Consider the following 25,079-nt stretch of genomic DNA (forward strand, 5'->3'; position numbering starts at 1 on the left):
CTTTAAAAATCATATCATCTAAAAATCCATCATACTCACAAGCAAAATTAGCACTCTTATTTTCTCCCCTCATGTAAGTTTTATTCCTCAAATAGACAGACATGACCACGTGTCTTTTTCCTAATTGATTCGGCTACGACCCTCGTTAACTTGGTTGGTTAAATCGTCTATCACCACAAAACAGGTTTATGTTTTTCGACGATTTCAGTGTGTTTTCGCATTCAATCTCAACGTTGCTAAAAACGCGCTGAGGCGGTTTTATGATGCCTAACGGGTGTTTTAGACACTAAGTTCGCCAGTTTAACATAATAGGTCTTATGGAAATTTTAAAATCAAGGTAAACGCAATCTATGCTAAATCATGATATTTAACTTAAGTAATGTATATGGTATTGTGAACTATCTATATTGGTTTTTAATGACAAAGGGAATGCTTAAAATGGCGAATATAATTTATCTTACGCTAAAAGGAAATAAACAAGGTTTAATCTCGAAAGGATGCTCATCGATAGATTCTATCGGAAACAAGTATCAAAAGGGACACGAAAACGAAATTCTTATTAATGAGTTGTCTTCTAATTTATCGATGCATCAAAATGTCAGTTTTCAGCCTATTAGTATTCGTAAGCCAATTGATAAGTCTTCCCCACTACTTTCTCAAGCATTAACATCGAGTGAGATATTAACGTGCGACTTTACTTTTTATAGAACATCAATGAATGGTGGGTTAGAGCTGTATTATAAAATAAAACTGACAGATGCCTCAATTGTTGACCTAAATTGTTTTTATCCTAATTCTGTTACTCACAATCAAGCCCAACCAGAAGAGTCTGTATCGTTTCGATTTAAATCGGTTACCTGGGAGCATGTTATTGCTGGTACTAGTACATACAGTATATGGGAAGAAAGGAGCTTTTAATGTTCTCTAGCCCAGAAGAGACCTTTGAATGGTATGCAAATGAATTAAGAAAAATATCTGAGTTATCTGCAAGGTATTTTCTTGACGACCCCTACTGTAAACAAGGTTACAGAAGTGAAATAAATGAAGTTATAAGGTTGATCCGAGCTGATTTTAATATAGCACTGTATAATAATAATGCTAGGCATCAACGAGTAGATAGCACTCGGGATTGGTTTAGAGAGAACATAGGTTCAACGGGGAATTGGCCCGATATATATAAATACACTGAGGAAATTAAACTCGAATATGAATCAGAAAAATTAGCGTATTCCCAATTAAGAAAGGCAAGTAAAGAACTATATAATGCAACTAGGTCTTATTTTGGTGAAGGCTGGCTTTTTTATGGTGACAAGAGCCTTGATATATTAGGTGGTGCAATTCAAACAGCAGTTGGTATTTTTAGTTATAGAATAGGTAAAACAATTGGAAGTCACGGAATGAAAACGTCCGGTGCGATAAGCATGGCCTATGGTGGAGGTCGTGTATATCAAGGTATTTCTGATATTACGTATGAGTTAACTGATGGTGAAATAAACTTTAGACAAGATCCAGTTAAATTTTTAATAGAACAAGGTACTATAGCATTAGGTGGAGATAGTATCACAGCTAAGAAAATTTATTATGATGTTGATTTTGTAAATAATCTTTATATCGGTTTTGGAGCATTTAAAATTATTGATCCAAAGAAAAGAACTGAAATAAGACAATTACCAACAAAAACTTCTAAAGGATTAAGAAAATTAGGTTTTTTTGAACGCTATTTTCCAGATAACGTCGGGTTTAGAATAGAAAGATGGACTAGTGAAAATTATAAAAGAAAATTAGCTATAGGAAATAAGCCAATGTTATTATATTCATTAACAGCATCAGCAATAAAATTGAAATTGATTCTTGAATTACATAGTGACGAAAATTAGTATTTTATAATTTTTTTATTTTCATTAGTGAATTAAAAGTTTAAATTTTATGGATAGATAAAATAAAAAAGGTATTTTACTATTTACTGAGTCTATAAATAAAACCATTAATACAGGGATTAAATATGCGATTGTTAAAGGTATTAGTGATAGAATTAATGGTGCCCCCATAAAAAAAACAAGAGTTAAATAGTTAATAATATAAATCAAATACAATATTTTGGGAATCTTTTTACTTGATACTGATTCTTCAAACCATGAATCAAAATCATCCCCTTTTCCAATGGATGAATGAATTGAACTAAGTTTGATAAAGTCATTTTTATTTAACTTATCTATATTTCTTATTTTCACTATGACCTCTGATACTAATATATAGCTTTTTATCTTAATTGGTGTAAATAGTCTTGTTTTTCATTTTGATGGTGGTGATTTATAATAATCACCATCAAGGTTATAATACTTAATTATATGAAATCACTTGAATTAATTCATACGGTTTACCTTGTCTTATCGCAAGGTTATCATCGAAATTGAATCCTTCAGCACAAAATAACGATTGTATACTGTCAATAATGACATTGTTATAATTGATAATAGAAGGTTCTTCCCCATCAATAAAATATTTAAGAGTAATATCTATTTTTTCATCGTTTTTGATAGCATCAAAGATAAATTTGGTTGAGTGACCCAAATCTTTATCAATCGTCAATCGTAGAATTGGAGTGCCATTTTCATCTTTTTCTCTAGAATAACTAATTGAATTAATTAGGATCGCATCATTTTTTGAATTTGAAAGGTCTTTCGTGATTACCCCCTGTTCAGATCCAATTATTCTCATGATTATTTGATGTTTCATGCGATTTCCTTATGTAGCATTTGGCTTTAGTAAGCCATTTTTTTTCACATAAAGCAATAAAAACATAACGAGTTCCGCACTGACTTTACCATTACTAAACCCAAATGCTGTTTTCTCCATAGAAGGATCATAAGCACCAATCCCAACTGCAAACTTCTCGGCTTGTGATTTAGAATTTAATTTATTAATTTCCTCAACCAATTTGTTAGTCGCAGAGGCATGCAACTGATCTTTTTCTATGATGGGGGGTTAATTTTGAGATATTAAGCCTAATTTAATATCATGGTCTGAAAGCGTAATGATCTTACCTTTTGATAGTAAGTTAGCCGACTATGTTTATTCAATTGTCTATTAATGCAATAGAATCCTATTTTATGACATTTGCATTTTTGATAATAAATTACTTACGCTAGCTAAGTCTTCAGGATGAACTTTTAAATATTTTTCACAAGCTAATCTGACATAGTGGAAGCAAGTTTCTTCACTGACGACTATTTCATCTTCTTTTTCTGGAGGATAACCTATTGCAAAAAAAACCCCCTCTTTAAAAATCATATCATCTAAAAATCCATCATACTCACAAGCAAAATGACAATATGCACCATCAGTACTATAGCCTCTCTTATGAACTATGTGGTCTACAACATCTAAGAAACGGTGATCATTATACATCCGATCAAAATAAGTTTTGATGACCCAATCGTGATGATCATAATTGTTTTTATCCTCATAATTATAAGGTAATCCAAACAATAAATGATTTAATTCATCAAAAGACTCATTCATATAAATTATTCCTATTGAGGATGAAAATTACTAACACCTTTAGTTTTGGGATCTAAATAAACTCTAAAGTGTATTAGTGTCGATAAGAATTCACAGGCGGCTAAAATTATAGCCGCCTGTGTTTTCAATCTTTTTTGCTCAATTCTATTGAACTTAGAGCTATCTACCCCCTATCATTGGGGCTTACTGATTGTTATTACCAGATTTCTTATAATAATTTTGCAGGAAGTATTACGTCTTTGCCTTTAACATAATCCCATACCAAGGTGAATATCTTTTTATATATCGAGCTTTCATATTGTGATAGGTGCATTAATAGTTTTGATAGTTCATCCGATGATCTCATGACTGATATCTCCCCCCCTTCAGGATACGCTATAAAAACGTGACTAACACCGTTTATCGATATAGTTAAAAAAGCCTTTCCATTAATATATTGTATATTATTAAGATATACACTACTGACTAAAAACGGCATTTCCATTCCAAGGCCCCTCGAAAAATTCTCGTAGTATCATTTGATAGCTCGTGCTTTTTTGTTGGGATTAACATATCAAAAGCAGGCAAGTACACAATTTAAATTACAGTCTAGGCCGCCCTCCCCCCGGCAGAAAAAACTGAACTAGATTTGACCTGACAGACACCTTATAAATAACCGGTAACTGTAAGGTCTGAGCTAATACATATAAGGCTTCGTCGGATAAACCCTCTTTCAAGTCAAAACACCTCACAGTGGATGAACCGTATATTTCTGCTCAAATGGCCTCGCTGATCCAACAAACCCATTCAAATACTGGAAGCCTCATCAAGCTCACTCAGGTTATCAATAGGAGACTGTTACAAAATTTGAATAATGATTCTAGCGTAGAACCATGTTTTAAATTAAATTAGCTGGTAGAGATATATTTCTGCCTTCGATAAAATCCCAAGTTATCTCACATAAAAATTTAGATATTTCTGGTTTATATGGCATTATAGACATTATTAACTTATCGAGTTCATCCGTATAATTTATACCTTTTATTCCTTTAGCCTCAAATATACTTGCCATGAAAAATTTAGTTTCTTTATTGACACTAAAACCATAGCTAATATTTTTCGTTGTATTATCATAATCTATTGATAATAAAAATATATTATGGTTTGTAGACACTATGTCCATTCCATGCATCCTTAAATTCGTTAACTTTCATTGTGTACCGTGTTCCTTTAAATGGATCGTTGATTATTACATTACCTCCATTGTCTACGCCTTTAACAACAACCCAATGACCAACTTTATTACCTGAGTCCCACATCATTGCACTCCAAGAACCGGTACGATTTAATGACTCAAAACTTGAAGAAGAAACATTATTAGCAACCCAACCGCTATCAACTTTATTTAGTTTATTGGCAAGTGAATTCATTGATGTTAATTCTGTACCTAATTTAATCTGAGATGTGAAAATATTACGATCTTTTAATATCATTTCCCCACATGCAGCGCCACAACTAGTCGGCGTCACCTGTTTCACTACAGTTGGGTCAACGATTTCATTCATGACATTCCAGTTACCTCCAGCCCCTCCTTTTAATGGTTTCCGCTGAAGGGCCGTGCCTGTTGTTTTGATCAATCGCCCCATAACGGCTACAGCTCGTTCTAATGGTAACGATGTTAATAGTGCAATTGCGTAATCTTTAGTATCCTTGGCCTGTGCTAATGCCATCATAGTATCTGAAACGGGAAGATGCTCTAATATTAACTTTACAGGGTCTTCTCCCCCAGCACCGTTAAGATAATTTTTCCGAATACTACGTTTTTCTTGCTCCGTAAGGCTGCTATCACTCGCTAATACTTTTTCAAGTTCAAAACCACTTGCGAAAAAGTTATCGCCCGTATTTCCAAAAAAATTATGGTAATGGTGATTAAAAAGAAATACATTTTCTGCGGCATTAGCACCACTGTATGCACCACTCGCTTCACCTGTATAAATACCGCCAGATAAAGCCCCAACCACCTTGATTATTTGAGTATCTGCATTTAAATTATTTTTACTTTTGTTATCAAGAGATAGTGCTGCCAATTCAGCGGCTAATGCACCAACAACGGCTCCTTTTACATTGCCACCACTAATTTCTGCACTTAGCGCAGCCAAACCCGCATGACTAAGAGCTTTTCCTGTATGCCCTAGAATATTTCCCTGTTTATCTACATATAAATACTGGAATTTATCGCCTATCAGGTTAGCCCCTTCAGCTTGAATTTGCCCTGCCACATTACTGAGTAGGGCTGTTTTAAAGTTTTCACTAAAGCTCCCACCTTGGATCGCTGTTCCGATGGTTGAGCTGATAGCACTTTGCCCTGCCACACGCTGTGCGACTTGAGTCCAATTTCCATCACTGAGTTTTGGTAAAGTCACTTTGGCCGGATCTGTCGCTTTGCCATATAACGCAATATCAAATCCTTCAAGTGAACCCGCAATAATCATGCTGGTCACAATTGATTTTACGGTATCACTTTCCCCTAGACTGGATAAGGTTTTTGACAGGTTTCCTTTGTTCTCGACTAATGCGACGGAAGCTTGAGAAACGAGTGAGGCAAACCCCGCCTGTGCCGCAGCAGAAGCCATTGACGCTGTTGTCGCTGAAGCACCCATGGTTGTAGCAGTAGAGCTCGCTAACCCACCAATACTGGCGGCTGTAGAGGTTCCATAAGTAGCAGCCGCGACAGCAATGGCAATCACAGCACCTACGACTGGATTAAGGCTTTCAGTTTTTACATCCCACTGGCTATAAGCATCTTTTACAACAGCCCAATTGACGTTTTTATTATTTTTAATGTCCCCGAGCCACTCATACCCAGGAGTACGACTTAATATTGCTAATGCCTGTTCGAATGACTGCCCTTCTTTAGTTTTAACATCTGCAGTGATCCCTTTATTCGCATCAACAGTCAGTTTTCCACCAATATGCAATGCAGGTAAAACCCATTTATCTGAGGTATAGCCTTTATTACGTTGGGTGATATAAAAACCGTTAGAATTTGTAATCACCTGTTCAAATTGCGAATTTTTGACCGCTTTAAAATTCACCTTACCCGTTTGGCTGGTGATTTTGGCATTCTTGCCCGCATTAATTTTGGTCGCTTCTAATGTGACATCATCCTTGGCATACAGATTAATATCGCCACCTGCGGTAAATTCAGTGACTTTATTGGTTTTATCACTGCGTGTTTTTCTCACTTCCTTTTTCGTAATACAAAGCGTCCATCTATTGCATTTCTTTTTATACTCTTCGAAGTAACTGCTTTCTTCCATGGCTTGGGCGTAGAGATAGCCGCCTTTTGCTGCAATATCCATCGCGCCTTTGGCAACGAGACGTGAGGCTTGGAAAAGAATGCTCCCCTCTGACAAAATGGTCAGGGTTTTACCACTGTTAATTTCAGTGCCAATTTGGCGATATAACTCTTCAAATTTTTTCCCTGACTGTTTTCGATAGTTCGTTTTAACTGACTCTAAGCGTACATTTCCCCCACTTGAGAGTGTGATGTCACTTAGGGATTTGATTGTGCTACCTTGTGCAGTGAGTGCGCCATTGGAGGCCAGAGTGACGCCTTTATCTCCGGAAAGTGTCGAGGTCACATAACGCACATCTTGGTTATCTTCACTGGGGTTGGGAATCGCAGAGTAAGCGGTAGCCGTTAATTTAATATCACGACCTGAAAGCGCTATGACCTTGTCTTTGGATTGAAGGTTGGCCGACTGCAAGTCAATATCACGAGCGGCATTTAACGTGATATTGCCATTTGCGATGAGTTGAGAGCGTAGCTCTGGGTAGCGATTGGTCTTGAATACATTATCGACATCTTTAATCGCTTTTGAGCCTAACAAAATATCTTGGCCTGCATTGAACGTCAGTGATTTTCCACTGTTGAAGGCAATGCCACGCGCTTCAATATTCTTACCTGCAGTGAGGTTTATTTCCCCTGAACTTGTCCAATTTCCTATTTTTGTGAGTAACACATTGATATTGGCGACAGGCTCTGATGCCGCGAGTTTCATTAAGTTGAGTTCATCGCGACGAATAAGGATATTGTCATTGGCACTGAGGGTAAGTTTATTCGTTTTAGCTAATTGCGCATTATCAAAAGTGATGTTTTTACCGGCTTGGATATGTAACGAGTTTGCGGCGTTGATAACCGGAGGAGATAAGACATTATCCTTAAAAGCAGAGACAGGATTTAAGCTATATTGAAGATTGCCATTTTTCGCAATCAAGGTACTGTCTTTAGCTGTTAAATTGACTTGTTTAAGGTTAAGGTCGTTGTTGGCAATTAGGCTCTGTGATTGTTTTGCAACGAGCTGCGCATCATGAATGTTGATATTTTGACCTGCGATAATAGACAGATCATTTTCAGACTGTAAGTTGGTGGAAATATTTATATTATTAGAATTTAAGACAATATTTTTTGCAGTAATGGCAAAAGATGGATTACCTACTTGTACTATTTTTGCTATGGGCTTTTCAGTATTAGGAAGTTTACTTTCAAGATTAATGGCGTTTTTAAAATCAAGAACAACATTATTTCCAGCAGATATCGTTTTATAATTTAAGGCTTCGGGAGCCCAAGAATAAAGTTTATCGATTAATTTAAAATCTACCGGCTCACCAACATAAAAAATATCATAAGTTCCATCATCATCACTTTCATCTGCAAATTTTCCTAAATCTGCATTAGATCTATCATATTTATACCAAAGATCTAACTTGCCTGAGTTAAAAGAGGATATTGATGCATTTTGTCCTGTCAATATCACATTGTTTTTTGCAGCGATTTTTCCAAAGTCGCTAACTAAATCATTTGCATTAATATAGGCATTCTTTTCTGATGCGATAACCCCAATATTTCCCAAATTCAAATACTGTTTTCGTTCAACATTAATGCTGTCACTGTTGATCAAATCCATCTCCCCAAACCATTTTTTATAGGGAAAATCTTCTAATCGAGGGTAGAGTGAAATAATTGATACAACTCCCTGCCTAGTACCAAAAAAAGAAGATACATAAGTGCCATTTTTATCACTGGTAGTCGCATTGATATTGGAAATTTTTATGGGTGATGCATTCGCCGTATTTGTCAGTTTTTTGGTCCGAACCACCAAGTCCCCTGCATTGGTCTTTATCGTCCCCGATTTATTCTCAATCAGGGTACTCAAATCCCCTTTGGCATTTTTTTGCATCCACAGATTATCTTGTGCCTGAATGAGTGCGCTATTTCCTGTGTTACTGACGTTATCAGCAAAGACACGCATATCCTTGCCTGCGGTAACTTTCCCGTTATTGGCGAGGGTGTTGGTGGCTAATGTGATGTCTTTGGCGGCATTCACGTTGGCATTGGCGTTAATTTGCAGGTTTTTGGTGCTAACATTGATGTCTTTTTTCCCTTGAATATTGCCGGCAAGGGTAATTTTGCCATCGACGGTTAACGTCAGGTCATGTTGGTTGGCTTGCACATTACTGAGGTTAATCCCCACCCCTGATTCCGTACTCACCAATTTCACTTGGTTGGCATACATCCCACCCAGTGCTTTGATATCTACCGAAATACTGGGTTTTGCTCCTTCACCCGCAATCGGTGTCACGGTGCCTTTTTGAAAGTCAACACGGTTGGTGCCTTGCATCAGGGTCAGGTTCTTGGCTTTGATTTGCCCATTTAGTTCGGTGGCGCGGCTGATAATATCGGCATACGTTTGCGCTTCGGTATTCATGCCATTGGCGCCGATAACCACACTGCCTTTTTTCACCTCAACCGCAGACAAAGCCCCCTTGTTATCCAGAATAGGTTTTCCCGTGGTTAAGGTAATCGCAGGGGTATTCACAAAACTACAGCCATTGCAGGTAATGCCATTCGGGTTAGCAATTAAGACATTCGCCCCTTTGCCTGCTACTTCCAACTTACCTTGTAATTCTGAGCGGCTACTGCCGGTAACTTCGTTGATAATCAGATTAGCGGCATTTCCCTTTAAATTCGTATTGGCTTTGATTTGCCCTGCAATTTGGGAATTCACATTAGTGGTGGCGTTGTTGAGTACCGCACCTTGTTTATCGACATTAAATTGTTGGAATTTATTGTGGGATATTCCCGCCCCATTCGGCGTGGCGATATTAATAATCGGGACGTTATTTTGTTGGCTGATTTGGGTGTTTTTATCTGCCGCCGTCATGGCTGCTCCCCAAGCAGGATGTAAGGGGTAGACGGCGGTTAAGAGAATAATGGTGTAACTTAATATCCGCTTAGAGCGAGAAGGCAACTGTTCATTTAGCATAAATAATCCTTTAAAAACGTAAAGCTACAGAGAGAATGAGACCGACCAATAAGCCGACCAATTGTCTGGTTTAAGTTGTGAGGGATAATGCAAAGGTTTACTGAGTAGAAACTGAGAATAAATTAGGCTATTGCCTGTAAAAGAGAGGCCAACGGCTCCACCAGCTAGGGTGTCATGTTCAACGTGGTATTTATCTGAGGCAATAAACCCGTAATCTAACGCTCCGATAAAACGCAGTTGCCCAATTGCCGTATTGGCGATGTCTTTATTGATTTCATTACGCCAATAGCCACCTCGGTTACCACTCAAAGACTGCTCATGGTAGCCACGGACAGAATACTGGCCTCCAATACTTATGCGTTCAATGCCGTATAAATTATCGGGCGAATATTGACCGTAAAATGAGGTTAAATAAGTCAAACCATTAGCGAAAAAATACTGATAACTGCTACTTAGACTGAATTTGCGGTAATGGCTTCGTGGTGAGCCTTGCGCGAGGGTGTCCGGTGAGGCACCAAAGGCAGATATCCCCCATTCAGCAGCAGGGTTAAACGTGAAGTAACCTTGTCCCAGCGCGGTACTGTATTGTGGGGTAAATGAGAGCGAGGTTAAAGTTGGGCTGCTGATACTCAGGGTTTGGGAAGCTAGCTGAGTGCGGGCATTTTTATGTTTGAAACTGCCTTGTAAGGTTAGACGCTGTTTGCCATCGCGATAAATTAAGTTGCTGACATCAAATTGTTGGTTGGTATTTTTGCCTTCATAACGGTATTGCTGATCCAATGTATAAAACGGCTGTAATGTATTATTACGATAAAACTGATAACGGTAAGACCAATAACCATAAGGCACATTCACATTCGCAACGATATAACGATTATGATGGGATGTACTTCCATCCATATCGGTATTGGCCGAGACTGACCACTGCTCACCAAACCCTAATGGGGAATCTACCGTCAAACCGCCGGTAATCAGCTGTTTTCCTGTTGCTTTCATCCCTGAATTATCGAAGTTCAATTGGCCCGTGATAGGCCACTTTTTCCCTTGCTGGTGAATAATAATCCGAGAGTAGCCATTTTGGCTTCCTGGCTGGATATCGATAGTGTACTTAGCGGACGATAACCGGTTGAGTTGCTCCAACCCCTGTTCAATATGCCGTAGGTTTAATATTTTTCCTTGTTGATGAGGGAATATTTGATGAGCTAAACGCTTAGGGGAGTTTTCAATCTCGATAGTTTCAATCTTTCCTTCAATCATTTGTATGGCGAGATGATGTGACGATAAATCTTGCTCAGGAATGATGGCTTGAGAGGTAATAAACCCCTGTTCTATATAGTAATTAGTCACATGCTTAGTGAGCTCATGTATTTCACCTAGCGTGAGGCAGCGTTTTAAGTAAGGTGAGGTTAACTGAGTCTGAGTTTTACTGGTGAGTTGTGTGGCACCGACAAATTGGATCTTATCGACCGGGAAACAAATTTCATCTTGACCGTGTTTGGAAAAAGTATCATCAACGGTGATTACATTGTGTTTTTCCAATAGGTTACGTTGGATTAACTCCGATTCTAACCGTTGTTTCTGTTCAAATTGAATACTTTCATTCGTGGAAGGGAATAATTGATTTTCCGTGTAGCCATAAGGAGAAATCATAAACAACGATAAGCATAATAAACGCCACATAATTTGATATTTTGTCATGTTATCTAAATTTTCGTTACGAACAGTAAATTTACCGTAATGTAACTTATTCTCATTAACTGCTTTTAGATAAAAAAAATCCACCATGACTAAAAATTAATACTTTCATTCTTAATATTGTTTTTTGCGCCATTTCACTATATTAATTTGACCAAATTGCAATTAACGATAAAGTCTAACGTTATATACTGAAAATCAATCATTTGATTTTATTAGGAATGATTTTTCTGAAGAATTTGTCACAAGCAACCTATAGGTAATTTCACAATTACAAATAAGATATGACAGTGAGGGATTGGCTACTCAACTAAAAGTATAAATGAAGTTCAACTTCAGTGAATTTAAACAGAAAAGTGAATTATTTAAGTAATAACTATATTCTAAATAATTCGAATTATAAGAAGGCGACAATTAAAGAAAGTCCGATGAAAACACACCAATATGTGACCCAGTAGCCAGCGCCAGCAACAATGTCACAATGCGAAATATGACGAAGACAAATTAATTTTCTAAATAGTTCGAACTCTAGCAAGGCGGCAATTGAGGATAGTTTGGGGAGCATACATCAGTATGTGACCCAAATAGCCGAAAGAAGCCAACACAGCTAGAGCTCGAAATATGACGAAAATTTAGGCGCTTTTCCGCTTATTCATCTCACTGTAGTCTGGGCTCTCTAAAGCGATTAGCTCATCCAACAGTGCGGTCAATTGCTGCATTTTCTCTGGCGAAAATGCCAGCTCGATTTTTTGATAACCTTCTTCCACTTCCTGCCGTGCTTTGTCATACAGCTCTTGCCCTGCTGGTGTCAAAGAGACATATAATTTGCGCTGATCATTCAACGGTTTTAAGCGGAAAATTAAACCTTCGCGCTCCATACGGGTTAGGATCCCCGTTAAACTTGGGCGCAGAATACAGGTTTGGACTGATAATTCATGAAAATCAATTGAACGCTTATCAGCTAAAACGCGAATAATACGCCATTGCTGTTCAGTCAAATTATACGACTTTAATATCGGCCGGAAAAAACCCATTGCGGTTTCCCTTGCCTGCAATAATGCAATTGTCAATGATTCATGCATAAGCTTAAAACTCACCACTTAATTAACGTTATTTAGCCCAATTTAGGTATTTTATGGCGGCTGCCACAGTGCTTTATTGGCGCAATGCTTTAGTGAAACCCTTTGGTTATCACCATGAATTTCCACATCACCAATTTGCCTTATTCAAGAGTAGCACGGTCAAATAACAATCTCAAAGAAAAACCCTAAAATATTAATGAGTAAATAATTTAAAATTCAACTTTAAAGTTAATTTTTTGTAAATCAAAAAAAATTGAAAAAATAATAAATTCATTTATAACAGCATGTTACAGAAAGGTGGCTCAATTATGTTAATGAGATCACAATTAAAATTAACATTTACATAAACCTATTGCTAATTTAAAAATTATACTTTATTAATATATTAATAATTACTCGAAAGTTGAATTCTTTTCATTAAGGAGTTGTCAATGAAAGGCACTGTATTTGCCGTTGCCCTCAATCACCAAAGCCAGCTTAGCCATTGGCTTGAGGCATTCCAGCAAGCCCCTTATAAGACCCCACCAAAAACCCCTGTGTGGTTTATTAAGCCGCGTAATACGCGTATCAATTCAGGTGAGCAAATTTTGCACCCTATAGGTGAAGAAGTGCAAAGTGGCGCTACGCTTGCTTTGGTGATCGGTAAAAATGCACGCAAAGTCAGTAAAGAGGATGCTCATCAATTTATTGCTGGGTTTGCGCTGGCAAATGAAGTGAGCTTGCCAGAAGACACCTTCTATCGCCCTGCAATTAAAGCAAAATGCCGTGATACTTTCTGCCCAATCGGTGAAATGGTGGCTACTTCGCTAAATACTCCTGTCGATATCATCACCCTAGTGAATGGCAAAGAAGTGGATCGCTGGTCAACAAAAGATCTGATCCGCGATGCTAGCGAGTTAGTGGCTGCATTAAGTGACTTTGCCACCTTAAAGCAAGGGGATGTGATCCTGCTCGGAACGCCACAGCAACGCGTCACCATCAAACCCGGTGATGACGTGGTTATCCAAGCGGAAGGCTTTCCTAGCCTGAAAAATACCGTTGTGGCAGCAGGAGGAAAATAATGTCTACGATAACAAAACGCGCCAAAATCCTTTTTAAAGGCACTGAATATTCCGTCACCGTTGGTGATAACGAAGCCATTACGTTACCTAATGGGGATGTAGTCACGGGTGATTCTCCTGATGTTGAATGGTTACCCCCTGCTCAAGGAACGTTATTTGCCCTTGGTTTGAACTATGCGGACCATGCTGCCGAATTAGAATTTAAGCCACCTGAAGAACCTTTAATTTTCTTAAAAGCAGAAAGCAGCTTAACGGGCCACCGCCAAGTTTCTGTTCGCCCTGATAATGTTGAATATATGCATTATGAGTCTGAGTTAGTGGTGGTGATTGGAAAAACGGCTCACAAGGTCTCAAGAGAAGATGCCATGGATTATGTCGCAGGTTATACCGTGTGTAATGACTATGCGATCCGTGACTATTTAGAGAACTATTATCGACCAAATTTACGTGTTAAGAGCCGCGATACCTTAACGCCGATCGGCCCTTGGATCGTCGATAAAGACGCCATTAAAGATCCACATAACTTAGCTTTATACACCTATGTAAATGGTGAATTACGCCAAAAAGGCACCACTGCCGATCTGATTTTCGATATTCCCTTTTTAATTGCTTACCTCAGTGACTTTATGACACTGCAACCGGGAGACATGATTGCGACAGGGACACCAAAAGGGTTGTCTGATGTCGTGCCGGGTGACGAAGTCATTGTTGAAGTTGAAGGTGTTGGCAAACTGGTCAACACCATTATCAGCGAAAAAGACTATGAGGAACGTGTGTAATGACTAAGATTAATCATTGGATCAACGGTAAAAACGTTGCTAGCAAAGACTATTTTGAAACCACCAACCCTGCAACGGGTGAAGTACTCGCTGAAGTCGCAGCGGGTGGACAAGACGAAATCAACCAAGCCGTTGCCGCAGCAAAAGACGCATTTCCAAAATGGTCCAATACCCCGATGAAAGAGCGCGCTCGCTTAATGCGTCGCCTTGGTGAATTGATCGACGAAAATGTCCCGCAAATCGCGGAAATGGAAACCAAAGACACTGGTTTGCCTATTCACCAAACTAAAAACGTGTTGATCCCACGCGCTTCACACAACTTTGAATTCTTTGCTGAAATTTGCCAGCAAATGAATGGCCGTACTTACCCTGTTGATGACAAGATGATGAACTACACCTTGGTTCAACCTGTGGGTGTCTGTGCGCTGATTTCCCCATGGAACGTGCCATTTATGACCGCAACATGGAAAACCGCTCCTTGTTTAGCACTGGGTAATACTGCGGTTCTGAAAATGTCTGAGTTATCACCATTATCAGCGAATCGCCTTGGTGAACTGGCTCTGGAAGCCGGTATTCCAGCAGGCGTTTTGAACGTGGTTCAAGGCTACGGTAGCACTGCGGGAGATGCTTTAGTCAAACACCATGATGTCCGTGCGGTTTCCTTTACTGGGGGCACGGCTACTGGCCGCACTATTATGCAAAATGCAGGCTTGAAAAAGTATTCCATGGAATTAGGGGGTAAATCACCGGTACTGGTCTTTGAAGACGCGGATATTGAGCGTGCACTAGACGCTGCCCTGTTTACGATTTTCTCCATTAATGGCGAACGCTGTACGGCTGGCTCACGTATTTTCATCCAAGAAAGTATCTATCCTGAGTTTGTTAAACGCTTTGCAGAACGTGCAAACCGCTTGATCGTCGGTGACCCGAACGATCCGAAAACCCAAGTGGGTGCATTGATCAGCCAGCAGCACTGGAACAAAGTTTCGGGTTATATTCGCTTAGGTATGGAAGAAGGCGCAACCTTGTTAGCGGGTGGCCCAGACAAACCGACTGATCTACCTGACCACCTCAAAGGCGGTAATTTCTTACGTCCTACCGTACTGGCTGATGTCGATAACCGCATGCGTGTCGCCCAAGAAGAGATCTTTGGGCCTGTGGCTTGTTTAATTCCGTTTAAATCTGAAGAAGACGGTTTACGCATGGCAAATGATATTGAGTACGGCCTTGCTTCGTATATTTGGACGCAAGATGTCAGCAAGATTTTACGTTTATCACGCAGTATTGAAGCTGGAATGGTGTTTGTTAACACCCAAAACGTGCGTGACCTGCGCCAACCATTCGGTGGTGTCAAAGCCTCCGGTGTAGGCCGTGAAGGTGGCGAGTACAGCTTCGAAGTGTTCGCAGAAATGAAGAACGTGTGTATCTCCTACGGAGACCACAACATCCCTCGCTGGGGTGTGTGATTCATAAATTTATTTTATTTATCAATTAGATACCCATGAAAATTTGAACTGTAAATGATTCATGATAAATAATAGCTACAACAAATTATGGGTAAACTCGTTCCTTACCCTAAATAGTTTGAGTTGTAGCTAGGCGGCAAGCGAAATCATCCCTATGAGCATACATGAGTATGTGATTAGGGTGGTTTTGTGCGGCCAACACCGCTACAGCTCAAAATATAACGGGTAAGAGAGGATGAAATGGGTAAGTTGGCACTCGCCGCAAAAATAACACACGTCCCATCCATGTACCTATCAGAACTACCAGGTAAAAACTTTGGATGCCGCCAAGCCGCTATCGATGGGCATAAAGAAATCAGCCGCCGCTGCCGTGAATTAGGCGTTGATACCATCATCGTTTTTGATACGCACTGGTTAGTCAACAGCGCCTATCACATTAACTGTGCTGACCACTTTAAAGGTATTTACACCAGTAATGAACTTCCACATTTTATTCGCGATATGGAATATGAATACGATGGGAACTCGGTATTAGGCCAAATGATTGGTGAGGAAGCGCGTAAGTTAGGTGTTCGTGCTCAAGCTCATGAAATCCCAAGCTTAACCCTTGAGTATGCGACATTAGTTCCTATGCGCTATATGAATAGTGACCGTCACTTTAAAGTTATCTCAATCTCAGCATTCTGTACTTCTCATAGTTTTGAAGACAGCCGCAAATTAGGTGAAGCCGTACTAACCGCGATTGAAAAATACAATGGCACCGTCGCTGTATTAGCGAGTGGCTCATTATCACACCGCTTTATTGATGACCAAAAAGCCGAAGATGGCATGAACAGCTACACGCGTGAATTTGATGAGCAAATGGATAAACGTGTCGTCAAACTTTGGCGTGAAGGTCGTTTTGAAGAGTTCTGCAAAATGTTGCCTGAGTACGCAGATTACTGCTATGGAGAAGGCCATATGCACGACACTGTGATGCTGCTAGGTATGTTAGGTTGGGATAAATACGCTGAGAAAGTGGAAGTTTTAACTGACTTGTTTGCCAGCTCAGGCACAGGGCAAATCAATGCCGTGTTCCCACTGCCAAGCTATATTACTGATAAACAAGCTGTCACCGCATAAGGAATTGTTATGCCTCATTTTTATGCAGAATGTACAGAAAATATTCGTGATGAAGCTCAACTACCTGAGCTCTTCGCCAAAGTGAATGAAGCCCTCGCGGGAACCGGTATCTTCCCATTAGGTGGCATTCGTAGTCGTGCTATTTGGCTGGATACTTGGCAAATGGCCGATGGCAAGCACGATTATGCTTTTGTCCATATGACGTTGAAGATCGGTGCTGGGCGCTCTCTTGAAGATAGACAAAAAACGGGGGAAATGATTTTCGACCTGATCAAAACCCATTTTGCCGATTTAATGGCAAAACGCTACCTCGCACTGTCTTTTACCATGGAAGAGCTTGATCCTGTTTTAAATTATAAACAGAACAATGTTCATGCCTTGTTTAAGGGCTAAGAGTTTAAAGCTTTATTCTTCGTTTTATTGAGAGGGCAAGATGGTTAAAAATTTCGATAAACACATACCGCACTACTTGATTCCATTACTGGGGTCATTAGTGGCATTCGGTCCATTGTCTATCGATATGTACCTCCCTGCCCTCCCTCAAATGGGAATTGCATTACAGGCCACTCAAGGGCAAATGCAGTACACCCTTGGGGCTTTTTTTGCTGGTTTCTGCGTGGGAATGCTGTTTTATGGCCCATTAAGTGACCTTCTTGGCCGGCGGAAAATGTTGTTAAGTGGCCTTGCCATTTTCACTATTGCCAGTTTGTTATGCGCACAAGCCACCAACGCAAATACCTTGATTGTATTCCGAGCGCTGCAAGCTTTTGGTAGTGGAGCGGCCATTGTTATGGCTAGGGCGATTGCAAGGGATGTTTACCCTGCTCATGAACTACCTAAAGTGCTGTCATTAATGACACTTGTGACCATGATAGCGCCATTACTGGCACCGCTATTAGGTGGTTTTTTACTCGTTCATTTTCAGTGGCAAGTGATTTTCTATTTGCTGGCAGTAATTGGCTTGGCTTCGGTGTGTGCGATTTTTTTCTTACTCCCTGAAACGTTAACCCACCAGCGCGGTTCTGAAAATATACTTTGTGTCGCTTTTAAGAATTATGCACAGGTGCTCACAGACCGAGAAGCACTGAGTATTATTGGCACCATGGCATTCTCTTTTGCCGGTATGTTTGCCTTTATCAGTGGTTCACCGTTTGTGTACATCAATTATTTCGGTGTTTCTGAACAACATTATGGTTTGCTGTTCGGTTGTAACATCTTGGGGATGATTGTCATGTTGTTGTTGAACGTTAAACTGCTAAAAACCTATAGTTTAACGCGCATACTGACTATGCAAAGTGGGTTTCAATTAGCATTTGGTCTGCTGTTACTCATATTTTACCAACAAAGTTTGCCCATAATTGTTATTCTAGTCGTGCTGTTCTTATCGATGGTCAATGCTATCGGCACCAACAGTTTGTCACTATTGCTGCAACATCGCGGGAAAATTGCAGGAAGTGCCAGTGCACTTGCTATTTCTATTCAGTTTGCCTTAGCGGCTGTCGCCAGCGTTGCAGTTTCTGTATTACAAGATGAATCCCCATTCGCTATGGCACTTGTTATGGCGCTGTGTGCCGGGTTAAGTTTTGTTAGCCAACAGCTATCAGCTAAAAATATCCGCCCACAAGTCCAATCAGTGTCTTCGGAGAACAACGAAAAATGAGCATAAATACCAATTCTACGTTATTTCGCCAACAAGCTTATATCAACGGCCAATGGGTTGATGCCCAAAATAAAGGTGTGTTTGAGGTCACTAACCCAGCAAATAATGAGATTATCGCTAAAGTCAGCAATGTCGGTGCTTTAGAAACCCAACAAGCTATCGAAGCCGCAGAAAAAGCCCTGCCTGCATGGCGTGCTAAAACCGCCAAAGAGCGCAGCCAAATTTTAAATAAATGGTTCCGTTTAATGATGGATAACCAAAAAGAACTGGCTGAGTTACTCAGTGCTGAGCAAGGTAAGTCGATCACTGAATCGATGGGAGAAATTGCCTACGGTGCCAGCTTTATTGAGTGGTTTGCTGAAGAAGGTAAACGTGTGTATGGGGAAACCATTCCATCACCTTTACCGGGGCGTCGCCTTGTGACGATAAAACAACCCGTGGGGGTGGTTGCGGCTATCACACCGTGGAACTTCCCAAACGCCATGATCACCCGCAAAGTCGGCCCTGCGCTAGCAGCAGGCTGTACGATGGTATTAAAACCCGCGGCAGAAACACCATTATCTGCATTAGCGTTGGCAGCGTTAGGGGAAGAAGCCGGTATTCCTGCTGGTGTATTTAACATTGTCCCAGGTACGGATGCTAAAGCCATTGGCGGCGTGATGACCTCTAGCCCTATCGTTCGTAAGCTCACGTTCACGGGTTCAACACGAGTTGGTAAATTGCTGATGGAACAGTGCGCTAACACCGTGAAAAAAATGTCTCTGGAACTCGGTGGTAACGCGCCATTTATCGTGTTTGATGATGCCGATTTAGATGCAGCAGTACAAGGTGCTTTAGCGGCTAAATTCCGCAATAGTGGGCAAACTTGTGTGTGTGCTAATCGCATTTTAGTCCAAGAAGGCGTTTACGATGAATTTGCGACTCGTTTAGCAAAAGCCGTGAATGAACTGAAAATCGGCCCCGCTACACAAGCAGACTCCCAGCAGGGTCCTCTGATTAACCAAGCCGCAGTCGATAAAGTCACTGAACATATTGCTGATGCCGTTTCCCACGGTGCAAAAGTCATCGCTGGTGGTAAATCGGCAGAATTAGGTGGCTTGTTCTTTGAACCGACCGTTATCACTGGCGTCACTGAAGCCATGAAAGTCGCTAAAGAAGAAACATTCGGCCCACTGGCACCTTTATTTAAATTCCGCGATGAGCAAGAAGCGATTGATCTTGCCAATGATACTGAATTTGGCTTGGCATCTTATTTCTATTCAAAAGATATCGGGCGTATCTACCGTGTTGCTGAGGCATTAGAAAGCGGCATGGTGGGTATTAATGAAGGCATTATTTCAAATGAAGTGGCCCCATTTGGTGGCATTAAGCAGTCAGGTCTGGGGCGTGAAGGTTCACGCTACGGAATCGAAGATTACTTGGAAGTGAAATACCTCTGCTTTGGTGGTCTTTCCAATTAGTTAAATTGAGTACCGCTGGGTACGCATTCAATTTACACCTTGAATAGTCCGAGTGGCAGCAAAGCGCTTTAGTGCAGCGCTGCTCTCGAAATAGAATAGGTGAATAGGAGTATTAACAGCATGTTACAAAAAGATGTCATATCACAAATCGCGCAGCGCCTAAATCAGGCTGAAAAATCACGTGAGCAAATCCGTCAGATCTCACTCGATCACCCAGAAATGACGATCGACGATGCTTACGCTATCCAAAAAGAGTGGGTTGGCGTGAAAATTGCTGAAGGACGTGTGCTAAAAGGCCATAAAATTGGGCTAACATCCAAAGCCATGCAGGCAAGTTCACAGATTGATGAACCTGATTACGGTGCGCTTCTTGACGATATGTTTTTTGATGACGGCTGTGATATTCCAACAGACCGCTTTATCGTACCGCGTATTGAGGTTGAATTAGCATTCGTACTGGCGAAACCATTACGTGGGCCAAATTGCACCATCTTTGATGTGTATAACGCGACTGATTATGTGATCCCAGCCCTTGAGCTGATCGATGCGCGTTGTCATAACGTTGACCCTGAAACCAACCGCCCACGCAAAGTGTTCGACACCATTTCGGATAACGCAGCAAATGGCGCGGTAATTTTAGGTGGTCGCCCAATCAAACCACGCGATTTGGATATGCGTTGGATTAGCGCCCTGTTATATCGTAATGGCGTCATTGAAGAATCTGGCGTGGCAGCCGCTGTACTCAATCATCCAGCAAATGGCGTGGCATGGTTAGCAAATAAATTAGCACCGCATAATGTGCAACTTGAGCCTGGTCAAATTATCTTAGGTGGCTCATTTACACGCCCTGTTCCGGCTCGTAAAGGTGATGTGTTCCACGTTGATTACGGCAATATGGGTTCAATTAGCTGCCGCTTCGTGTAAGGAAAATGGCATGGATATTTTAGAAAATAAATTTAAGAAAGCACTAAAAAGTGGTCAACCGCAAATCGGTTTATGGCTTGGCTTGTGCAGCCCATATAGTGCTGAATTACTTGCTGGTGCAGGCTTCGACTGGTTATTAATTGATGGTGAACATGCACCAAATAATGTGCAAACGACATTATCTCAATTACAAGCGATCGCCCCTTATCCGTCACAGCCCGTGGTACGCCCACCGTGGAATGATCCGGTGATCATTAAGCAATTACTGGATATTGGCGCACAAACCCTTTTGCTACCGATGGTACAAAATGCAGAGCAAGCCAAGCAAGCGGTGCGCGCAACACGTTACCCGCCAGCTGGGATACGCGGTGTCGGCAGTGCTTTGGCACGTGCTTCTCGTTGGAACCGAGTACCTAATTATTTAACCCGTGCCAATGATGAAATGTGTGTGATAGTACAGGTTGAAACCCGTGAAGCCATGAATAACCTTCCCGAGATCCTAAAAGTTGAAGGTGTCGACGGTGTGTTTATCGGCCCTGCGGATCTTAGCGCAGATATGGGCTTCTCAGGGAACCCTAACCACCCTGAAGTCAAAGCCACAATCGAAAAAGCAATTGTACAAATTCGTGAGGCTGGCTTGGCACCCGGTATTTTAATGGCAGCCCCAGATGTCGCTGAACATTATCTTAAACTCGGCGCACTATTTGTTGCCGTCGGGGTTGATACCACGCTACTAGCACGTACCGCAGAAGCGCTAGCAGCAAAATTTGGTAAAACCGTCTCAGAGGTGGCCTCGAGTGCACCAAGCGTTTATTAATTAAACTGTCTCTAAATAAGTTAATTTTAACCCTACAGACAAATAACTTAATTAGATAAATTAAGAAATCAATATCGCAACATTGGGCAGACAGCACCATGACTGCCTACTCGTCCCTTGTACCTATAATAATCTGTAAAAGAAAGAATTGAGGGCCCTACAATATGAGTAATCAACAACTTGCAAGCACTAACCCTGCTGAACAACATAAAAATTTAACCGAACCGCAGCAGCGGGTGATTAATAAGTTATTTAAACGTCTCATTGTATTTTTATTTGTACTATTTGTTTTTTCCTTCTTAGACCGTATTAATATTGGCTTTGCGGGTCTAACCATGGGGAAAGACATTGGCCTAACTTCCACCATGTTCGGCTTAGCCGCGACCTTGTTCTATGCCACTTATGTAATCTTTGGTATTCCAAGTAACATCATGTTGGGGATTGTTGGTGCTCGCCGCTGGATAGCTACCATCATGGTGCTTTGGGGTATTGCTTCTACAGCCACCATGTTTGCCACAGGGCCAACCAGTTTATACGTCCTACGGATGTTAGTGGGTATCGCTGAAGCGGGCTTCTTACCTGGGATTTTAGTTTATTTGACTTACTGGTTCCCTGCCTATTTCCGCGCTCGTGCTAATGCCTTATTTATGATTGCGATGCCAGTCACCATGGCATTCGGTTCACTCGCATCCGGTTATATTCTAGGTATGGATGGCATTTTAAACCTAAAAGGTTGGCAATGGCTGTTCCTGCTAGAAGGTTTCCCATCCGTGATCCTCGGTGTGCTAGTTTGGTTCTATCTTGATGATTCGCCGAAAAAAGCTAAGTGGTTGACCCAAGAAGATAAAGACACACTGCAAGAAATGATGGACAAAGACCAGCTGGAACTCGTACAGCCACATGGTTCCAAAAGCCATACCGCATTGCAGAACAAAAGCTTATGGAAAGAAATTTTCACCCCAGTGATCTTAATGTATACCGTCGCTTATTTCTGTTTAACCAATACCTTAAGTGCGATTAATATTTGGACCCCACAGATCATGCAAAGCTTCAATGAAGGCAGTAGTAATGCCATGATTGGGCTATTAACTGCAATCCCACAGTTTTGTACTATCTTAGGAATGATCTATTGGAGTCGTCGTTCTGATAGGTTACAAGAACGGAAAATGCATACTGCACTACCGTATTTATTTGCGGCCGCAGGATGGGTTCTCGCTGCGATGACAAGCCATCCCGTCATTCAGTTGATTGGTATTATTATGGCCTCAACAGGTTCATTTACTGCGATGGCAGTGTTCTGGACAACCCCAGACCAATCAATCAGTTTACGTGCTCGTGCCATCGGTATTGCGGTTATCAACGCAACAGGTAATATAGGTTCCGCCGTCAGCCCACTCCTTATCGGTTGGCTGAAAGACCAAACCGGTAGCTTTAACTCTGGCCTCTATTTTGTTGCAGGCCTATTGGTGGTCGGTGCGCTGTTAGTCATTGCTATCCCAATGAAAAACTCAAGGCCAAGGGCAACACCTTAAAATTTTGATGGTTCGAATGTTTTGAATGTTTTGAATGTTTTGAATGTTTTGAATGTTTTGAATGTTTTAAATGTTTTAAATGTTTCAAATGTTTTAATAACTTATGCTGCAAATAATTATTAAAGGGTGTTACCCAAAATAATTTGGTTTGCAGCTAGGCGGCAAGCAAGTTAATCCCTAGGAGCATACTGAAGTATGTGACTAGGGTTGGCTTGTGAGGCCAACAACGCTGCGAGCCGAAGAATGAAGGGTAACTCAACTTTAATTACGAATATTGACATCAGCACAGACTACGACGAAACCCAAGGCACCGACGACGTCCACTACCAAACCTTCGGCAACATGGCCGCCTTCTTTGGTCGTGATATGCAAGCTCATCGCCACGATGGTTTCTTCCAGTTGCACTATTTAGTTACGGGCCATATTACTTTGCAGCTCGATGAGTCGCGCTATTCTGTTCAAGCGCCGCTCTTTATTCTTACGCCCCCTTCGGTTGCACATGCATTTTTCACTCAAGAAGACACTGATGGCCACGTACTCACCGTACGGCAAGACCTGATCACACCGCTTCTTGGCTCATTGTACCCAGCGAATCCAGATTTGGTCGACATCCCTGCTATTTGCTTATCTGTTGCCGATAAGCCTGATGATATCGATACCTTTAATCATTATTGGGCATTGATGGCTCGCGAATCGGCGAATAACTATATTGGCAAAGACCAAGCCCTCGCCTCTTTAGCCCAAGCGCTGTTTACCTTTCTACTGCGCTCTATTCCACTTGATGAGCACCCTACAACGGGGGTTAGAGGCGAACACCGCCTATTCCAACGTTTTAATCAGCTCATTGACTTACATTATCATGAACACCTTGCGGTACCTGAATATGCCAAAAAACTTGATGTCACAGAGTCACGCCTTAAAGATATGTGCCGGCGGTTTGCTAACCGACCACCGAAAAGGTTGATTTTTGACCGAATATTGCGTGAAGCTAAGCGGATGTTACTGTTTTCCGACAGCCCCGTTTCAGAAATTGCCTACCAGCTCGGTTTCAAAGACCCCGCCTATTTTGCGCGATTTTTTAACCGGTTAGTCGGGTGCTCTCCTAGCCTATGGCGAGAACAAAACATTCATTAAAGAGAGGCTTAGTGATTTTATCCGTATTTTTAGGTAAAAATCATTAATGCCTCCTGAACGCTATATCATACCTACTTCTAACCTATCTCTACAAACCACCCTTCAAATAATTTTACATTTTAAAAACATTTTTGATATCTTATAAATTTTGTTTTAACTTTATAAAGATGCTAATAATGCTTAACAAAAAGTGAATGTGAAGATTAAAAAAAGAACAAACAACCCAAGGAAAAATATTAACATTAATATAATAACTATTTAATTAATGATTAATAATCAATGCACTGTAAGATAAATAAAAATTTATATTAATATCAAAACATCGAGATGATCACATTTCTTTCACAAAACACAGCTCCCAACGAAAAGTACCAGCAAACCTTTAGAAAGTCTCTTTAAAACTCCCTCGTAAAGCGATTCAATTAAGAAACACAAAACAAACATAAAATTAACATATTTCGCTTGCAACCTTTGTACCCTATCAATGCAAGCCCTCATTGTGAGATAACGAGGTAGA

General features: G+C 40.8%; 20 protein-coding genes. 13 read left to right on the forward strand and 7 right to left on the reverse strand.

Features of this window, described 5'->3' with window-relative positions:
- Positions 1-438 precede the first annotated feature (438 nt).
- Together PR834_RS09815 and PR834_RS09820 are read left to right on the forward strand one after the other, a co-directional pair.
- On the forward strand, positions 439-918 hold the full coding sequence (locus PR834_RS09815) for an Hcp family type VI secretion system effector (protein ID WP_094962184.1): 480 nt from the start codon (positions 439-441) through the stop codon (positions 916-918).
- On the forward strand, positions 918-1,877 hold the full coding sequence (locus PR834_RS09820) for a hypothetical protein (RefSeq protein ID WP_036958546.1): 960 nt from the start codon (positions 918-920) through the stop codon (positions 1,875-1,877). The genes PR834_RS09815 and PR834_RS09820 overlap by 1 nt, the downstream gene beginning before the upstream one ends.
- Before the next feature lie 463 nt (positions 1,878-2,340).
- On the opposite strand, the gene PR834_RS09825 is transcribed toward PR834_RS09820, so the two are convergent.
- The 7 genes from PR834_RS09825 to hpaR all read right to left on the reverse strand — a co-directional run bounded on the left by PR834_RS09825 (position 2,341) and on the right by hpaR (position 12,607).
- On the reverse strand, positions 2,341-2,736 hold the full coding sequence (locus PR834_RS09825) for a hypothetical protein (protein WP_164564638.1): 396 nt from the start codon (positions 2,734-2,736) through the stop codon (positions 2,341-2,343).
- Positions 2,737-2,745: 9 nt separating this feature from the next.
- A complete protein-coding gene (locus PR834_RS09830) occupies positions 2,746-2,961 on the reverse strand; it encodes a hypothetical protein (RefSeq protein WP_004905277.1) in 216 nt (71 codons plus the stop codon).
- Positions 2,962-3,108: 147 nt separating this feature from the next.
- Positions 3,109-3,522, reverse strand: coding sequence for a ribonuclease toxin immunity protein CdiI (gene cdiI / locus PR834_RS09835; protein WP_136134808.1), 414 nt, complete (start codon positions 3,520-3,522; stop codon positions 3,109-3,111).
- A gap of 877 nt (positions 3,523-4,399) precedes the next feature.
- Positions 4,400-4,675 (reverse strand): hypothetical protein, encoded by a 276-nt coding sequence (locus PR834_RS09840; protein ID WP_419555467.1) that lies wholly within the window; start codon positions 4,673-4,675, stop codon positions 4,400-4,402.
- Positions 4,659-9,830: a two-partner secretion domain-containing protein gene (locus PR834_RS09845; protein ID WP_272536620.1), complete on the reverse strand. Its 5,172-nt coding sequence runs from the start codon at positions 9,828-9,830 to the stop codon at positions 4,659-4,661. The genes PR834_RS09840 and PR834_RS09845 overlap by 17 nt, the downstream gene beginning before the upstream one ends.
- 24 nt (positions 9,831-9,854) lie before the next feature.
- Positions 9,855-11,615, reverse strand: coding sequence for a ShlB/FhaC/HecB family hemolysin secretion/activation protein (locus PR834_RS09850; RefSeq protein ID WP_272536621.1), 1,761 nt, complete (start codon positions 11,613-11,615; stop codon positions 9,855-9,857).
- Positions 11,616-12,157: 542 nt separating this feature from the next.
- Positions 12,158-12,607 carry a homoprotocatechuate degradation operon regulator HpaR gene (gene hpaR / locus PR834_RS09855; protein WP_110592370.1) on the reverse strand — a complete coding sequence of 150 codons (450 nt, stop codon included), beginning with the start codon at positions 12,605-12,607 and terminating at the stop codon, positions 12,158-12,160.
- A gap of 431 nt (positions 12,608-13,038) precedes the next feature.
- Between hpaR and PR834_RS09860 the strand changes: the two genes are divergently transcribed.
- The 11 genes from PR834_RS09860 to hpaA all read left to right on the forward strand — a co-directional run bounded on the left by PR834_RS09860 (position 13,039) and on the right by hpaA (position 24,562).
- Positions 13,039-13,668, forward strand: coding sequence for a fumarylacetoacetate hydrolase family protein (locus tag PR834_RS09860; RefSeq protein ID WP_112307868.1), 630 nt, complete (start codon positions 13,039-13,041; stop codon positions 13,666-13,668).
- Positions 13,668-14,447, forward strand: a complete 780-nt coding sequence (locus tag PR834_RS09865; RefSeq protein ID WP_136134805.1) for a fumarylacetoacetate hydrolase family protein — start codon at positions 13,668-13,670, stop codon at positions 14,445-14,447. The genes PR834_RS09860 and PR834_RS09865 overlap by 1 nt, the downstream gene beginning before the upstream one ends.
- Complete coding sequence (gene hpaE / locus PR834_RS09870) at positions 14,447-15,913, forward strand: 5-carboxymethyl-2-hydroxymuconate semialdehyde dehydrogenase (RefSeq protein ID WP_094962174.1); 1,467 nt, start codon at positions 14,447-14,449, stop codon at positions 15,911-15,913. The genes PR834_RS09865 and hpaE overlap by 1 nt, the downstream gene beginning before the upstream one ends.
- A 240-nt stretch (positions 15,914-16,153) precedes the next feature.
- The gene (hpaD, locus tag PR834_RS09875) at positions 16,154-17,035 is read left to right on the forward strand and encodes a 3,4-dihydroxyphenylacetate 2,3-dioxygenase (protein ID WP_164455016.1); all 882 of its coding nucleotides are present in this window, start codon (positions 16,154-16,156) and stop codon (positions 17,033-17,035) included.
- Positions 17,036-17,044: 9 nt separating this feature from the next.
- Positions 17,045-17,428: a 5-carboxymethyl-2-hydroxymuconate Delta-isomerase gene (locus tag PR834_RS09880; protein WP_004905302.1), complete on the forward strand. Its 384-nt coding sequence runs from the start codon at positions 17,045-17,047 to the stop codon at positions 17,426-17,428.
- A gap of 40 nt (positions 17,429-17,468) precedes the next feature.
- Positions 17,469-18,695, forward strand: a complete 1,227-nt coding sequence (locus PR834_RS09885; protein ID WP_004905316.1) for a Bcr/CflA family multidrug efflux MFS transporter — start codon at positions 17,469-17,471, stop codon at positions 18,693-18,695.
- A complete protein-coding gene (locus tag PR834_RS09890; RefSeq protein ID WP_110592371.1) occupies positions 18,692-20,155 on the forward strand; it encodes an NAD-dependent succinate-semialdehyde dehydrogenase in 1,464 nt (487 codons plus the stop codon). Before PR834_RS09885 ends, PR834_RS09890 begins: the two co-directional genes overlap by 4 nt.
- A 120-nt stretch (positions 20,156-20,275) precedes the next feature.
- Complete coding sequence (gene hpaH / locus PR834_RS09895; RefSeq protein ID WP_004914311.1) at positions 20,276-21,079, forward strand: 2-oxo-hept-4-ene-1,7-dioate hydratase; 804 nt, start codon at positions 20,276-20,278, stop codon at positions 21,077-21,079.
- Positions 21,080-21,089: 10 nt separating this feature from the next.
- Positions 21,090-21,896, forward strand: coding sequence for a 4-hydroxy-2-oxoheptanedioate aldolase (gene hpaI, locus PR834_RS09900; RefSeq protein ID WP_004905322.1), 807 nt, complete (start codon positions 21,090-21,092; stop codon positions 21,894-21,896).
- A gap of 164 nt (positions 21,897-22,060) precedes the next feature.
- Entirely contained in the window at positions 22,061-23,428 is a 1,368-nt protein-coding gene (gene hpaX / locus PR834_RS09905) for a 4-hydroxyphenylacetate permease (protein ID WP_136134801.1), read from the forward strand.
- Between the two features lie 243 nt (positions 23,429-23,671).
- The gene (gene hpaA, locus PR834_RS09910) at positions 23,672-24,562 is read left to right on the forward strand and encodes a 4-hydroxyphenylacetate catabolism regulatory protein HpaA (RefSeq protein ID WP_102139502.1); all 891 of its coding nucleotides are present in this window, start codon (positions 23,672-23,674) and stop codon (positions 24,560-24,562) included.
- The last annotated feature ends 517 nt before the right edge of the window (positions 24,563-25,079 follow it).

Origin of the sequence: Providencia sp. PROV182 (assembly GCF_028480325.1) — a bacterium.
Classification (GTDB): Bacteria; Pseudomonadota; Gammaproteobacteria; order Enterobacterales; family Enterobacteriaceae; genus Providencia; species Providencia hangzhouensis.

Coding starts and splice junctions, on each gene's coding strand:
- PR834_RS09815 (WP_094962184.1), top strand. CDS start 439: ATGGCGAATATAATTTATCTTACGCTAAAAGGAAATAAACAAGGTTTA.
- PR834_RS09820 (WP_036958546.1), top strand. CDS start 918: ATGTTCTCTAGCCCAGAAGAGACCTTTGAATGGTATGCAAATGAATTA.
- PR834_RS09825 (WP_164564638.1), bottom strand. CDS start 2,736: ATGAAACATCAAATAATCATGAGAATAATTGGATCTGAACAGGGGGTA.
- cdiI (WP_136134808.1), bottom strand. CDS start 3,522: ATGAATGAGTCTTTTGATGAATTAAATCATTTATTGTTTGGATTACCT.
- PR834_RS09845 (WP_272536620.1), bottom strand. CDS start 9,830: ATGCTAAATGAACAGTTGCCTTCTCGCTCTAAGCGGATATTAAGTTAC.
- PR834_RS09850 (WP_272536621.1), bottom strand. CDS start 11,615: ATGGTGGATTTTTTTTATCTAAAAGCAGTTAATGAGAATAAGTTACAT.
- hpaR (WP_110592370.1), bottom strand. CDS start 12,607: ATGCATGAATCATTGACAATTGCATTATTGCAGGCAAGGGAAACCGCA.
- PR834_RS09860 (WP_112307868.1), top strand. CDS start 13,039: ATGAAAGGCACTGTATTTGCCGTTGCCCTCAATCACCAAAGCCAGCTT.
- PR834_RS09865 (WP_136134805.1), top strand. CDS start 13,668: ATGTCTACGATAACAAAACGCGCCAAAATCCTTTTTAAAGGCACTGAA.
- hpaE (WP_094962174.1), top strand. CDS start 14,447: ATGACTAAGATTAATCATTGGATCAACGGTAAAAACGTTGCTAGCAAA.
- hpaD (WP_164455016.1), top strand. CDS start 16,154: ATGGGTAAGTTGGCACTCGCCGCAAAAATAACACACGTCCCATCCATG.
- PR834_RS09880 (WP_004905302.1), top strand. CDS start 17,045: ATGCCTCATTTTTATGCAGAATGTACAGAAAATATTCGTGATGAAGCT.
- PR834_RS09885 (WP_004905316.1), top strand. CDS start 17,469: ATGGTTAAAAATTTCGATAAACACATACCGCACTACTTGATTCCATTA.
- PR834_RS09890 (WP_110592371.1), top strand. CDS start 18,692: ATGAGCATAAATACCAATTCTACGTTATTTCGCCAACAAGCTTATATC.
- hpaH (WP_004914311.1), top strand. CDS start 20,276: ATGTTACAAAAAGATGTCATATCACAAATCGCGCAGCGCCTAAATCAG.
- hpaI (WP_004905322.1), top strand. CDS start 21,090: ATGGATATTTTAGAAAATAAATTTAAGAAAGCACTAAAAAGTGGTCAA.
- hpaX (WP_136134801.1), top strand. CDS start 22,061: ATGAGTAATCAACAACTTGCAAGCACTAACCCTGCTGAACAACATAAA.
- hpaA (WP_102139502.1), top strand. CDS start 23,672: ATGAAGGGTAACTCAACTTTAATTACGAATATTGACATCAGCACAGAC.